Genomic DNA, 14092 nt, shown 5'->3' on the forward strand with positions numbered 1-14092 from the left:
AGGGGGAAACAGCGGTGGCGAGAATTTTAATAGTTGATGATGCGAAGTTTATGAGAGTTACGCTGAGCAGCATTCTGAAAAAAGCCGACCATGACATTGTGGGAGAAGGGGAAAACGGAAAGGAAGCCGTGGACCTATTCGTAAATCTGAAGCCAGATCTGGTGATGATGGATATCACGATGCCTGAAATGAGCGGGCTCGAGGCTGTCCGGGAAATTAAGAGGGACAACCCTAATGCAAAAGTTATCATGTGTTCAGCTATGGGCCAGCAGAAGGTAGTGGTTGAATCCATTGAAGCAGGCGCGAAGGATTTTATTATAAAACCATTTGATGAAGGCCGTGTATTAGAAGCGGTAAATCGGGTATTAAGTTAAGAGCTGACTCGTGGTACCCTGGACATACGGATGTGTCCGGGTATCAGCTGGAGTGGCTTTTTTTGATGAACTTTATCCTTCTGAGTACCCCATTCAAGCCTATTAAGATATAATATGGTTAGTAATCAAATGAAATAGAGGATGAAATCGAATGGACTTTGTATTAATTTCATCAATCGGTGCCGTATTTATGGCAATCTTCGCGATGTTCATCCGCATGAAGGCTGCAAAAAAGCCGGCTTCGGCCAAGAAAATCATCTTGCCGCCGATTTTTATGAGCACAGGTGCTCTTATGTTTACCGTTCCTTATTTTCGTGTTACTCCATTGGAGATCCTGGAAGCGGCCACAGTTGGATTGCTGTTTTCCATCCTTTTAATTAAAACATCTTCCTTTGAAATCAGGGACAGCGAAATTTATCTGAAGCGCTCCAAAGCATTTGCTTTTATATTAATAGGGTTGCTTATAATCCGCATCATTGGAAAAATAGCTCTTAGCTCAACAATCGACTATGGTCAGCTGAGCGGCATGTTCTGGATTCTCGCATTTTCGATGATTGTACCGTGGAGAATTGCCATGTATATGAATTATCGGAAGCTTCATCACGAGCTGAACGGATCGGGGAATCCCAAAACAACTTAATAGATTGAAAGCCGCCGGGTATTGCGCTCGGCGGCTTTTGCATTGTTATTTAATGGACTCCATCTTTGGGGTCCCATAGTCCATACATTTTCCGGATTTCTACGATTTGGCCAATGTGATAGGCGTCGTGGATGGTTAAGTTTGAAATGACAGACGACCAGGATTCGATCGGTTCCTTATAGGCGGAGGTGAGAAGCTTTTCTTCACTGCATTCTTCCAGGGCTTTGATCCACTCAGTTAATACGTTTTGAAGAGCTTTTATGGCAGATTGCCAATCCTCTTCAGTAACGGATTCATTGGTGCTGAAAGTTTCGTCATTGGCGATATGGGTTTGGGCGAGCGGCAATTCTTTGAATCTGGTTAGATAGCGGTCATTCCAGAAGGTAAGGTGGGTGACGATCTGCCAGATGGAATTACCGGTTCCTGACTTGTAGGATGCTTCTTTTGCTGATAATCCTCCGATAGCAGCAGATAACGGGACAAACCAATTGGGCTGGTCGAGGCAGGCGGATAGCTGTTTTAATAAGACTTCTTTTGTGGTCATGGGATTACTCCTTTATGGATAGAGTTACTCTCCATTCCTATTCAATAAAGGTGGTGAGTATCCTTCTTAAAGTCGGAAAAAATAAAAAACCATTTCGGCGTTCCGAAATGGCTTAGAATAAATGTTCATAGGGGGTGATACTTATCTGTTTTTCTGTCAATTTCTTGCGCAGAAATTTGTGGTCCCGTTTCGGCGTGGCTAGAATATAGCCTCGAATCAGAAGATCCTGATCAATTTGATCTGCCTTTTCATTTACAGCAAGCTCCCCAATTTTACCGGCAATCTTCATTCTTGCTACATCCCTGAACAGTTCAGGCACCGGACTTACGAGATCCTCCAGCAGATCTTTTTCCCTCTGCTGCCATAGATGCCGCGTTTCATTGACATAATGCTCTTCCCAATCCAAATCTGATTTGCCATCTTCTTTCGGCATGCGCTTTAAAAACTTGCGGAACATAAAAAAACCGCCAATCGCAAAGAACGAAATCAGAATGACAACCCAGAACAATATAAAATACATAAACCAGCCTTCTAGCATTTTCCTTCACCTACACACATATTTTCCTGTCCTTATTATAAGCCTTGTCCCGCGAAACGACAAGAAAGGAGGCATAAGTCTTGAAAGCAGCACCATTTGGCCTTATAATAGGAAGAGTCTTTACGGGGCTGATTGGGGTGCTGGTGCCCTCCACGGTCTTCAAAACCGCTTGTGACCTGCGTGCCAGGTCAGCTGGGTTCGATTCCCAGGCGGTCCCGCCAAATAAGGTTTTTTATTATCTAAGGTAAATTATAAGTCCAACGGTTTAATTGCTATTTTTACATAAGACCGTTGTAGACCGTTTGTTGAGACCGTTAGATAAATTTGTCTATAGCCTTCTACAAATACGTAGGAGGTTTTTTTATGTCAAAAAAACAAGTAAAGAGAATGTATTTTAAAAAAGATATTGGTAATAACTCAGGTAAAGTTAAGTTAAATGAAATTCCAATTACAACTTTATTTGAATACTTCATTTCAGATAAGAAAATTGAAGGGCTTGCCTCTAGGACATTAGATGATTATTACACTCACTTTGGTTATTTAATGGATTATCTACAATCTGAGCTAGTAAACACACAATTTAAAACTTCGATTTTTAAAGGTTACATTGCATACATGTTAGATGAAAAGCAATTAAATCCGGTGACTGTTAATGTTAGGATAAGAACAATAAGAGCATTTTTACGCTATTGCTTTATGCAAAACTATATAAAAGACGCTATTCATGAGCAATTTAAACCTGTCAAAACGATTGAGGACACTTTGGAGTCATTTACTCCAGAAGAAGTTAAAAAGTTAATTTCAGTGATTGATGATAAAACATACAAAGGGTTTCGTGATAAAGTCATTATTTTTGTGCTTTTAGATACACTAGTTAGGTGTTCAGAGCTGGCAAACATTAAAAGAAAAAACGTTGATATAAGGTCAGGGCTAATAACATTAGAGTCTCTTGATACAAAATCAAAAAAGGCTAGAGTGGTCCCAATATCAACTAAGACGGTTAAGTTACTAAAGGAGTACCTAGCCATTACTGAGGACTTTGGCTCTGAAATATTATTTTTAACCTATGAAGGTACAAACTTATCAGACAATACAGTACGGAAGAATCTAGCTGAGTATGGTCAAATTGCAAGAATTAACAAAAGAGTTTCACCGCATACCTTCAGACATACGGGTGCGTTATTCTATATCTTAAATGGGGGGGACCCTTTTAGCCTCCAAAAGATACTTGGTCATACAGATATGTCTATGGTTAGAAAATACATTCAGATGACCAATTCAGACGTTAAAAAGCAACATAATATTTATTCTCCATTGAATAATGTTTTTAAATGAAGATGTTAGCCTCCCTTTTTGTATAAGGGGGGCTATTTTACAGGTAAATATAAACTAAAAAAATCGCGTTGGGGGAGAACTGTTACTCACAGAAAAGCTTGTATTACTTATTACGATACGAATCAGATTCATTGAAAAAAAGGTTGATGTTTTACTGAGTTTTTTCAATTGAAAACGATAAGGTGGAGGATAAGAAGGAAAGATCATATAAGTGAAATGCTATTGTCAGTGTTGCACTCTCACTGCTGAGCCATTCTCCCGGTTGGTTGGTCAAAACAATTTATTTGTAATATTGTTTATAATTTAAGTCAATAAGCGGAGATTAGAAAATGAAAAATAAACAAGAAGATATCTCTTGTTTATTTTTCATTTAGAGCTAAGATAGTTAATATCTCATCATAGTACAATGAATCTTGTCCAACCAGATTAGTAAGTTTACCTTTATCAAGTCCAATTAATTTATTCTCTTCTACACTTAGGCATTCTGAACATTCATTGTATATAAACATTGCGGTTTGTCGTGAGAAACCCATGTTTTGTAATAATATAATTATTGGATTTTTTGTTCCATATTCTAAAAAACTTGACCAATTTGGGCCGGCATCCTCTTTAAAAATAAATTCAAGGATACTAAAGTAACTACTAAAATATTTCTCTAACGTAAATTGAAGAATCTTTTCAATATCTGCTAATAGCACATTTATTTCGTGGTTTACATGCAACGTATTATTAATATTGAACTTTTCTTTAATCCTGTTTCCTTTAAAAGAATAATAAATATCTTTATTGTTTTCATCCTTATATTTTAACGTATTTACAATTAAAGTTTTTAAGCTTGCTCCATTAATCCAATTATTCATAAGTTGGGCTATATACTTTAGCTTTTCTTTATTTTCAAGTGATTTTTCATATTTTTCCCACTCATAAGCTTCATAAAAAACATTTAAGACAGCTAAACAGTTCTTGTAATTAACTGTATTTGGGAAATGGGGGCTTTTATTCCTTTTAAAAGAATTACTAACTAAGTTATATACCGTATCTTGTTGACTAACCATGATAGAATAATTCTGTTGTACAATTTCTATTGGCACTGCAATTTTATCTTTTAAATCGTCTGCTTTACTCAAGATTTCATATTGTTCTTTATCTATTAGCTTCTTTATTAGTGGGCTTTCATAACTTTTTTCTCTATCAATTCTATCTATTAAAATTATATTTGCTAAATAGTTAATTATCTGGTCTTCCTTGTTATTAACCTTATCAACTCCATTATCATTAAATATTTGTTCTATTTTTCTTAACCTATTATCAAGTTTATTATCTATACTTGTTTCAAGCTTAATACTATCTCTATCAACAAATAGGTCTGTGTTGGACCAGTCTCTCATCCCGTCTCGTATACAAAAAATATTCCCGGTTAACTCAAAGTTTAACCTTCCAGCCCTTCCTGCAAGATTCCAGAAGTCTATTTTAGACATTTTTGAATTACCCTTCTTATTTTTAAGTATAAAAATATTTTTAGCTGGCAGATTTACTCCTTCTAAGAGTGTTGATGTACAAAATAAATACTTAATAATTCCTTTTTTAAATAACTTTTCAATTTTTACCCTTACAATATGCGGAAGTCTTCCGAAATGAAAGCCAATGCCATGATTTAAACAGTCTATTAAAAAATAATGAGGATGTATTATTTCACTAATTGTATTAATTGCATCATTTAACTCCGATAGGTGGGCTTTAGACAAAGAATTTATAAAAGTTCTATCTACTAATCCTATAAAGTCTCTTGCTAAATTTACTGTAGTATCTGTTGAGTTACAATATATAATATTTGCATTGTCAGAACCTAACTTATAAATGGTTTGAAGGCTATTGGTAAAATAATCAATATTCTCAATTGATATATCAATAACATCAAGCTCTGAAAAGTATTTACATCTTTTACTTAATAGGTCAATGTAGAAAAGGTTCTGGCCAACTGGTGTTTCATTTGTTTTGTAAATCGAATTATTTTCTATATTAAATAGCTCCAGGAAAATTTCTGGATTAGAAACATTAGGAGATGAAAAATAAACTCTTAAATTCTTGAAGTATTTTATTGCCTTTTCAATAGCTAAATACAAAGTGATACTCCTATAATCTTTTTCAGCTGATAGCTTGTGTGCTTCATCTACAAACAGAATACCCAGATTAGGTTTTTCTACTTCAGAGAGTAAACCTAATAAGCGTTCTGGAGTTAAAACAAATATATATTTATTTCTAGGGTTAAGAAAAGAAGTGTCGAAATTGGAGTGTATATTATAATTGTTTTTTCTTAGTTCTTGCCCAACTTCTTTGTTTAAATCTGTAACAAATTGATTGATAAGTGCACGAGTAGGTACTAATATTACAATGTTTTGTTTCATTTCTTCATTAATAATATTTTTAATAAAAGCTTTTATTAGAAATGATTTTCCCATTGATGTTGGGCCAGCAAAGCTAAAATAATTAGAATTTTTTAAGCGTTTAAAAAGTGCATATTGAGAGTCTGTAAATATAGGACCATTTAGTCCATCAACTCTTTGAATAATTTTTTTTGTATTTGCTTCTATTCTCCTGTCATAAGGCAATTCAACTTTGAAATTTAAAAGGTTTAGAGCTGGAAAGTTTCCTAACTTTGCAAGAATTGCGGTGGAATAATTTTGATAAATAGGATTATCCTTAAACATATACTGAAGTAATGAAACTATTTTATATGCAAGATTTCTATTAGATGTAATTGTTGAATTAGAAAGGATATCACTAAATCTTAATAGGTCCTTAAGTTCTTTATTAGAAAATAATACTTCAGTGCCTATTAATAAATTCTTCCCATAACCTTCGCTAAGTTTTTTAAATAAGGATATAAAGTATTCATCAACTAATACATCTTCCGATAATCTATTAAAAATCATTAGAAGCTCCTTTCAAGTTCTCTATAACTTTTTTTCTTGTAATATCTAATTCAAAAAAAGGTAAAGCAAAAATATAAAAAGTATAACCATGTAAACCTTTCTCTTTAACCTTGTTCTCAATGTATTGATATTCTTTCTCCACCGTTTCAACTATTAACTTCCTTACTTTTTGTCTAAATGTTTTATTAGGCAATAACCAATCAGCATCCTCTAGCTCAAGGTCAAATCCAATAAAAATACCAAATGCACGGTCTGTATTAAGTTCATCATCTTGTGCACTGGGGATAATTATTTTTTTTAAATATTTATATTGCTCATCCGTTATAGCTTCTTTTATAAGATGTGAATTAATTAATAGTACCTCATCGTTTATATTGTTTTTTGGTCTCTTAATATATTCATCAATAGATTTAAAGGCCTCGTAAAGACCTCTTTGGAACTTCTTATTTAGTTTTGATTCACCAAAAATTAAGTGAAAGTCACTATCATTTAATTGCAGGAGATGGATTCCATCCGCACCTTTAACATAGTCTGAGGACGAAGTCTTTAATTCCATTTTCGTCATAATCTTTGGAGCTTTTAAATGAGATTCGAGTAAACAGTATAAAAGAATTTCTCCTAGCTCTCCATCGTTGTTTTCATGCTCTTTTAACTTATTTACAGCAAGGAAAAATTTTTTACCACCCGGAGTTCCTGCCAATTCTTCAAGCTCCCTTGGAGATAAACAATAAGTAATAATACTGTCATAAAGTTCGTAAACAAGATTAGAATAATCAAATTTATTATTTGCTATTCTTAACACATGGAGATTTACGCGTGAATTACACCCTACTAATTCATGGTCTTTTATATCGTGATAAAAAAGACCTAGGAATTTCTCACCTATATTTGTTTCTAGCAATCTATAATCACCCTTTTTAGTTTGTTTCCACATATGGTTAATTATACCATACTGTTTAACAGTTCTGGAAAAAAGACTCCATAACAGAATATTATTTGTTTTTTTAACAGTACTATGTTTTTTTCAGAATCTGTGACTTTTAGGGAGAGGAAATAGGGGAGAATAGTTACTTATAGAAAGGTCTGTACTACTTTATACGATTATGGGGAAGCACTTTTAAATTCTTCGTGTTTTCTACCAAATGAAAAAAGTAGTCAAGATATTCCTATTTTCATGGTAGAATATTACTGGGTGATTAGTAATGGAATTAATAGAAATAAAGGATAAAATTGAATATTACCTTGATAAAGACCATTTTGAAAATATACATAGTGGGGCGTTTTATGGTGTACTAGAGGTTCTTTTTAATTTTGTTTCAGAAGGAGTTGAAGCAGTAAAAGATCGTCAAAAAGCACTAGCGTGGGTTTGTGATGCTGTTATGGGGAGCGGGAAAACGACAGCTATAGAGGTATTGTTAAAGTATTTAGCAGACCATAAATCTTCTGTACCATTATTGTTAGTTTTCAATGAGAAAAGCTTAATGAAACGTATATACGATTCCTTGCACAAATATGGTGCTGGAAAACGCAAGTACAATCTTATAGAGTATGTACAAACTGAGAACATAAATGAAGTAGTCCACACTCTAACAAAATTTCAATTTGTATGTATTACTCAACAACGTTTTCGTGATTTAACTCTTGGCTATGGGAATTGGAATGACTTTCGCATATTTCATGAAGGAACGGAGCCTTTTCATAAAGACATTGAAAGGCTAGTAATTGTTGATGAAATGCCTATACTTTTTGATGAGAGCGTCTTTGATATATCGAGCAAGGATAATAGTGTCGATTGGTTTGATAAGATGGCGGAAGCAAGCAAACTAACACCATCAGAAATACAATTCGGGCGTACAATGATTATGATGTTAATGACTTATGAAATGCTTGATAGTGAAGAAAGCAGAACTTATACAAAACCTCTTATAGAAGGTATTAAAGATTCTAAGATGCAAGAACGCTTTGAACAAATATTGGACAAAATTAATATTGATGAAAGCGACTTTGAATCAACAAGAAAATATAAGTGGTTTAAAAAATTGCTTAATTGGGATGGGGTTGGGGCAATTGATAGACATTCTAAAGGGGTAAGTATTATTTGTTCTCGGTTAATACAATATCATAAAAGAGGGAACATATTGATTCTAGATGGGACAGCAAAGTGGAATAAAGTAATTTATGAGAAGACTTATGTTATAAAAGAAGTTACTAATTTTTACAACTACTCTCAGAGGATAAAAATCCACATAAAGGATATAAATACATCTAAAGAATCAAGAGAAAATAAAGACTATGACATACATGGGAAGATTGCAAGTGATTTCAGAGAGTTGAAAGAAAAACTTGATACAAAAGTATTTCCACTTTCTAGTAAAAGTGATGTTAAAAACTATATAAATAATGGGGTAATTAGTCCAGAACAGCAAGAGTTTTATGAATCACAAAATATTGGTGAAGATACTTTACCAATCAACCTTTTAAATACAAGAGGGAAGGAAGAACTGAGTGATTATAATGCGATTGCTCTCATGAATATTCCGATTAGAAATCCACAATTTTACAAAATAATGGCAGTCGGATTATTTGGTGTTGAATGTAATCTAGAGCAGAATAACAAAAGGCAAGAGCAAGATAATACTGGGTGGTTTAAAGATGTACAAATACAAGAATTGTTTGAAAAGAATTTACTAGCTGATATGTTGCAGATAATTCATAGAACAAATTTGAGAAAAATAAAAGCTACATCTTTAAACCATGTAGTTTTATATACGCATCTAATTGGATGGGGGGCAAAACTACAAGAAGCATTAGACATTCCGAAAGAATCATTAAGATATGACATCGTAGGAGATAAATATAATTTTATATCAAAGTGCGAAGAGTTTGCTAAGAAAACACGTTCTTTTTTAGAGAAGCAAGGAGATTATTTTAATAATAATTCTTATACAGCTGGGCAAATAATCAAAGGGGATAGCTTTAAAAACTTCATAAAAAAGAATTGGGACGATGGCTATAAAAGTGAAAAGCTTAATGAAATCTTCAACAGTTACGGAATAGATATTTCATTAGATAAGAAGCAGAATGGTAAAGCTTGGAGGTCCTTCAGTCTCACTGAAGATACTCATCGGCAAGTCTACTCAGTAATTTAATAAGGTGGGTAACAATTCTTTTTATAAGAGAAAAAATTACCCACTTAGTATATAATGTGGCAAAAAAAGTGTGTTTTTCCCAAAAACACACTTTTTATCGCCACCTTTGCAAAGAGAATGAATTTATATAAATATCTTTTGTATAGAGGTAAAGAAGTTAACACTTTTTCCAGTTATACTTCAGCTTTTCGAAAGCCTTGCTTTCGAAAAGGGACAAGGACAAAGCGCAGCGTGTCCGCGTCAGCAAGCACTGAACTTGTTCAGTGCATAAAAAAATAATAGTTGTTATCTTTTTCCATATGACTCAAGTTGTTTATAAAGAAGAAATAAAAAAGTATGTAATGTTGAAGTTACTTCTTCTAAGAAGTTCTCTGTTAGCCTAATTTCATTTCTATCAGTAACAAGAATATTTTCTTTCTTTTCTAACTTATCAGCCAGGTCTTTATTAGATGATAAATCCAATCGACCATCTGCATGGGCTAATGTATTTATCAAGTCGTTAAAGAACGTTATCCGCTCCCATAGTTCTGTTCCGAAAAAGTTTTTATCTAATACAAACTGTTTAAGATAGTTTGTATATTTCTTTAATCCTTTGTCTTTAGCTTTTTTAAGCTCATATTCTGTTTTTTTTTCAAAGTAAAAACATAATTCATGTAAAAAGTTTTCAAGTGAGAAAAAGCAGGTCATAAATTGTGCTGCCTTAAAATGGTTGGGAAGTCGTCCCTATATTTAAGGTATTCATCTTGGTAATGCTCGTAGAATTGTTGCTTGGTTTCCTCATCAAATTTCCCTGCTTCTCTTTCTAAGAATTCTTCAAAGCTTTTCTTTTCAATTTGTATAGTGTTTTCTGTGATATCTTGTAGTTCACTTATTGTACGTAGCATATCTTCGAAGACACTGCATATATAACCTAACCATCCATATCTAAGCATATTGACCTCCTTAATAATAATTAATTGCTACTAAAATTATAAAAAACTTTAAGAAATAAGGAATACTTTATTTGGCATTTGGACACAATATTAGTTTTGGCTAGTATAACGTTATTCTTTTCTGGTAATCCTTTTTAATAAAAAAGGAGGAATGGAATATGAATCAAAAAAGAGCACTTTTATTTGAGGTTTTAGCTAGTGAAATTGATGAAGAATTAGAAAAGGACATGCTTGAATTTATTAATGTTGAAAGTGCAATTGAAGAGGAAGACTTATTTAATTATTTTCAAGGGATTTCTTGTGAAGATATTCTTTACTGGCTTGAGGAATATGAAGCAAAGTGGAATCCAGATTGTAGAATTTACGAAATTGTTAATGACCAAATTAATTTTTATTTCTCTGACCAACAACTAATCATTAAGAAGAGTTTGGATTATTTTAACATTCCAAAAGAAAATATACCAAAATTTATTAAGAGTTTATCTAATGAAGTATCACCAAAGAGAAAGTATCAAATCGAAAAATGGTACGAGACAGTATACGATTTTATAGGAGTCTTGTATTACTTTAGGTTTGTAGAAAAACTTGAGAAAAGTGAAATAGCACATATTATGGGTATTCAAGTAAATCCATTGCACATTCACTTATATAATTTCTGCTGGCATTATTCAAATAACTTTGATGAAAATACTAAAGAATATGAAAGAGAAAAGTCTAAATTACAAGCAGTATTTAAAAAAGCAAAAACAAATGCTTTGAAACTAAAAGAATCCGAACATCCAATGTTAATTGAATCATTAAATAGAGTAAAGATTAAAAAAAACAGTTACATTAAACTTGGTTTTAGAACAAAAGATGACTATATAAAAACTTTTTATCATTTGATTTTCATAGATAAGCTAGTTCCCAAAGAACTCATGGTAATTTTCAATTTGCCTTACTCTACAATACAATCACGATTAAGGAATCTCGGCTTTAATATTAATATTAAAGATGCAATTGTAAAAAAGATGGAAAATGGAAATCAGGATTATGAAAAATCAATAAGGACGGGTAAGATTACACGTTTAAATAGTCGCTATAGACATTTATCGGATAGTACAATTAATGAGAATTATGCAAGGGAATTGCTTGATAAATATTCTTATGAATATTTCGATAGTAATGTTTACGATTTTGTTGTAGGGGTGAATAACGTAGGCTTACTCTTACAAAAAGAAGTTGATATTCCTGTAATCATATGTAATCGGAGAAAAAACAAATGGTATAAATTTGCAATAGAATATAATGGCCCTTACCATAGTAAGGAGAAAGATTTTACAAAAGCAAACATTGCGGAAGAAAGAGGGTGGATATATATTGCTATTGTGGAAGAGAAAAACAGTAGTGCAAGTAATAATCGGAAGATAATTCAAGGGTGGGTTCGAGAGGTTTGTATGGAAATGAAACGCTATATTGGTGATGAATAATAAAGAAGCTATCAAAGGGGCTGTTTGCGTGAAACTTGATGAATCATTGCAGTCATTATTGAATGAAATACAAGATTCAAACAAGGAAGTAATTTGCAAGATAGAACAATTGGAGAATAAAGTTAACCAAATCAAACAATATCCACGTTCCAATAAAGATAAGTTACAGTTATTAAAATTTGACGTGGAGTTTATAGCAGATAAACAATTTAAAATTGAAATGAAGCTAAATCGAATTGTTAATATGTTTGAAGCTCTAGAGTGTCAATAACAAATAGAAGTTACAATGGAAACAACTTTTGGTACGTTGTTAAAGGAAGAATGCATTTCAATATTACGTATTACTCATGAATAGAACCTTTGAGAAAATCCAGTCATTAATATACAGATTGGACTTTCTCAAGGGTTTTAGTGTCAACTGTTAATTAACACTTGAAAGTTAAAACTGGATAGAATTCAAATTTTATTCAGTTTTGCCACCTGTCCTGCTTTCTGACTGACATCAAGCTTCCCCATACACCAATGTGTGCACACATCTGCTCATTTGCAGCAACAACGATATGAAAAGTTTGTAGCCACCCTGTTGATGGAGATGTTAAGTAATATCAATATTAAAGGAGTCATATCTATATGGGCTTTTTTCAAAAAATAAAAGGGTTTTTAGTATCTGATAAAAATTCCTCGTTAACTAGGAGAGATGAACAAGGCTTTGCAACTATGAGTAATGGTTCTACTGCGGGAGAAGAACGTGTATTAAGTCAAAATAGATTCTATATGGAAGAAGGAATATTAAAATTAGAAGAAGGTAAGTGTCCTTATTGTGGTTATGAACTAGAAAAGCCTCCTTCTCGAAAGCGGAATTGCCCTTCTTGTAAAAATGATATGTACGTAAGAACGTTACCTCACGTTGATGATGCAAAAAAAGTAAGAGTATTAGTAACAGAGGAGAAGGCTGAAAAGATTGATATAGCTTGGGCGAAAATTGCTGGTACTTATGAAGAGTTGATAAAGGACAAGAAACGTTTTGAAGAGATGAAACAGCAACTGTTTAACGCATGGGGGACAGTGCCAAGTGACAGTGATGTTAATTGGCATCTAATGATGAACAATAGAATTGACCACTATAACAATCAGCAGTGGGGTTTATACAGAAACACAACTTTAAGAATGGCAGAACACTTATATAGATTAAAAAAGTTTGATTTATCTCTCCGAACATATCTAGAAGTTTTATATATAGATATTAATGGTCCTAATAATGCAGGCAAAATCAACGGAAGGTATGAATTCGAAGTAAAAGAAAACTTTAAACCCTTTAATCCCAAAGATAAAGGAAATTCATTTGTTGCTCCTGCGATTATCAAGCGTATAAAAATATTAAGAACAGAGAAGAATCCATTGGACAACGAAAAGTTAGAGGAGATTTTTATTCATCAATGTGAACAAGTTTATTATTCTATTAATCCACCTTTGACTCCAGAAGAAGCCTGGAAAAAGCTAAGGAATGAAATAATAAAATCATAGATAGTGGATTATGCATAAACACTAATTAAGGCAGGAATTCCATGAACACTTCAACTTAAACTAAAATTGCAATATGAATATATTGAGAATAAACAGATTAAAATACATGGGAAAGCAGACATATATGGAACTTTATTTAAATGGTCATGTAAAGATGTTGGGGCAGTAAAGTCTTATCTTAGACAGCACGCTTTAGAGTTTCAAAGAAAAAAATCGAAAGAGATTAACAACCATAACAATAGCCTGAATATTCCCGAGAATCAAATGTGCAAAGGAGATAAGTGACTTGGATAATAATGTTTATCTTTATACTCGTTCGGGAGTAGAACATTTAAAAGATGCTATAGAGCTTATTAAGGAGGAGGTTTACTTTAAGAGCAGAGGAGAAGCCTTTGAAGATTGCACTAAGTATTGGACTCAACAGGTTCAAAAGGTTTTAAAAAAAGATTGTTCAGATAAGGTGAAAATAAGAAAAGTTCAACAGCTATTTAACATTGACGGTACTAGTGACTCGTTGTAAGATCTGTTAGTGCAACACCTTTGAATTTAATAAAAAAAGAAAAACCCATCCTACCTCTGATATGCTCCCCTTTAGGTAGACAGATTAAAAAATAAAAATCTGGCTGCTTATGGGGGAGTATTTATTATGTCTAA

General features: G+C 32.9%; 14 protein-coding genes and 1 tRNA gene. 9 read left to right on the plus strand and 6 right to left on the minus strand.

The window, feature by feature from the left end; genetic code table 11:
* Positions 1 to 14: 14 nt before the first annotated feature.
* Positions 15 to 374 (plus strand): response regulator, encoded by a 360-nt coding sequence (locus ACTHRG_RS02120; protein WP_440230462.1) that lies wholly within the window; start codon positions 15 to 17, stop codon positions 372 to 374.
* Positions 375 to 525: 151 nt separating this feature from the next.
* Positions 526 to 1014 carry a CcdC family protein gene (locus tag ACTHRG_RS02125; RefSeq protein ID WP_076255948.1) on the plus strand — a complete coding sequence of 163 codons (489 nt, stop codon included), beginning with the start codon at positions 526 to 528 and terminating at the stop codon, positions 1012 to 1014.
* A gap of 49 nt (positions 1015 to 1063) precedes the next feature.
* Here the strand turns inward: ACTHRG_RS02125 and ACTHRG_RS02130 are convergent, their stop codons facing one another.
* Positions 1064 to 1558 carry a DinB family protein gene (locus ACTHRG_RS02130; RefSeq protein WP_440230463.1) on the minus strand — a complete coding sequence of 165 codons (495 nt, stop codon included), beginning with the start codon at positions 1556 to 1558 and terminating at the stop codon, positions 1064 to 1066.
* 112 nt (positions 1559 to 1670) lie between these two features.
* Positions 1671 to 2096 (minus strand): DUF2621 domain-containing protein, encoded by a 426-nt coding sequence (locus ACTHRG_RS02135; protein ID WP_048008916.1) that lies wholly within the window; start codon positions 2094 to 2096, stop codon positions 1671 to 1673.
* Between the two features lie 124 nt (positions 2097 to 2220).
* Between ACTHRG_RS02135 and ACTHRG_RS02140 the strand changes: the two genes are divergently transcribed.
* Positions 2221 to 2317 (plus strand) — tRNA-Sec (locus tag ACTHRG_RS02140).
* Positions 2318 to 2459: 142 nt separating this feature from the next.
* Entirely contained in the window at positions 2460 to 3431 is a 972-nt protein-coding gene (locus ACTHRG_RS02145) for a tyrosine-type recombinase/integrase (protein WP_440230464.1), read from the plus strand.
* 359 nt (positions 3432 to 3790) lie between these two features.
* Here the strand turns inward: ACTHRG_RS02145 and ACTHRG_RS02150 are convergent, their stop codons facing one another.
* Together ACTHRG_RS02150 and ACTHRG_RS02155 are read right to left on the minus strand one after the other, a co-directional pair.
* A complete protein-coding gene (locus ACTHRG_RS02150; protein ID WP_440230465.1) occupies positions 3791 to 6364 on the minus strand; it encodes a DEAD/DEAH box helicase in 2574 nt (857 codons plus the stop codon).
* Complete coding sequence (locus tag ACTHRG_RS02155; protein WP_342026095.1) at positions 6354 to 7265, minus strand: HamA C-terminal domain-containing protein; 912 nt, start codon at positions 7263 to 7265, stop codon at positions 6354 to 6356. Before ACTHRG_RS02155 ends, ACTHRG_RS02150 begins: the two co-directional genes overlap by 11 nt.
* Positions 7266 to 7566: 301 nt before the next feature.
* Between ACTHRG_RS02155 and ACTHRG_RS02160 the strand changes: the two genes are divergently transcribed.
* A complete protein-coding gene (locus ACTHRG_RS02160) occupies positions 7567 to 9513 on the plus strand; it encodes a DEAD/DEAH box helicase (protein ID WP_440230466.1) in 1947 nt (648 codons plus the stop codon).
* Positions 9514 to 9798: 285 nt separating this feature from the next.
* On the opposite strand, the gene ACTHRG_RS02165 is transcribed toward ACTHRG_RS02160, so the two are convergent.
* Both ACTHRG_RS02165 and ACTHRG_RS02170 read right to left on the minus strand, forming a co-directional pair.
* Positions 9799 to 10200, minus strand: a complete 402-nt coding sequence (locus ACTHRG_RS02165) for a hypothetical protein (protein ID WP_440230467.1) — start codon at positions 10198 to 10200, stop codon at positions 9799 to 9801.
* On the minus strand, positions 10197 to 10445 hold the full coding sequence (locus tag ACTHRG_RS02170) for a hypothetical protein (protein WP_440230468.1): 249 nt from the start codon (positions 10443 to 10445) through the stop codon (positions 10197 to 10199). The genes ACTHRG_RS02165 and ACTHRG_RS02170 overlap by 4 nt, the downstream gene beginning before the upstream one ends.
* 158 nt (positions 10446 to 10603) lie before the next feature.
* Between ACTHRG_RS02170 and ACTHRG_RS02175 the strand changes: the two genes are divergently transcribed.
* The 4 genes from ACTHRG_RS02175 to ACTHRG_RS02190 all read left to right on the plus strand — a co-directional run bounded on the left by ACTHRG_RS02175 (position 10604) and on the right by ACTHRG_RS02190 (position 13958).
* Entirely contained in the window at positions 10604 to 11914 is a 1311-nt protein-coding gene (locus tag ACTHRG_RS02175; protein ID WP_440230469.1) for a hypothetical protein, read from the plus strand.
* A gap of 28 nt (positions 11915 to 11942) precedes the next feature.
* Positions 11943 to 12185, plus strand: a complete 243-nt coding sequence (locus ACTHRG_RS02180; RefSeq protein WP_440230470.1) for a hypothetical protein — start codon at positions 11943 to 11945, stop codon at positions 12183 to 12185.
* 359 nt (positions 12186 to 12544) lie between these two features.
* Positions 12545 to 13438, plus strand: a complete 894-nt coding sequence (locus ACTHRG_RS02185; RefSeq protein WP_440230471.1) for a hypothetical protein — start codon at positions 12545 to 12547, stop codon at positions 13436 to 13438.
* A gap of 286 nt (positions 13439 to 13724) precedes the next feature.
* Positions 13725 to 13958, plus strand: a complete 234-nt coding sequence (locus ACTHRG_RS02190; RefSeq protein WP_440230472.1) for a hypothetical protein — start codon at positions 13725 to 13727, stop codon at positions 13956 to 13958.
* Positions 13959 to 14092 lie beyond the last annotated feature (134 nt).

This window comes from Cytobacillus sp. SAFR-174 (assembly GCF_051964675.1).
Taxonomy (GTDB): domain Bacteria; phylum Bacillota; class Bacilli; order Bacillales; family Cytobacillaceae; genus Cytobacillus.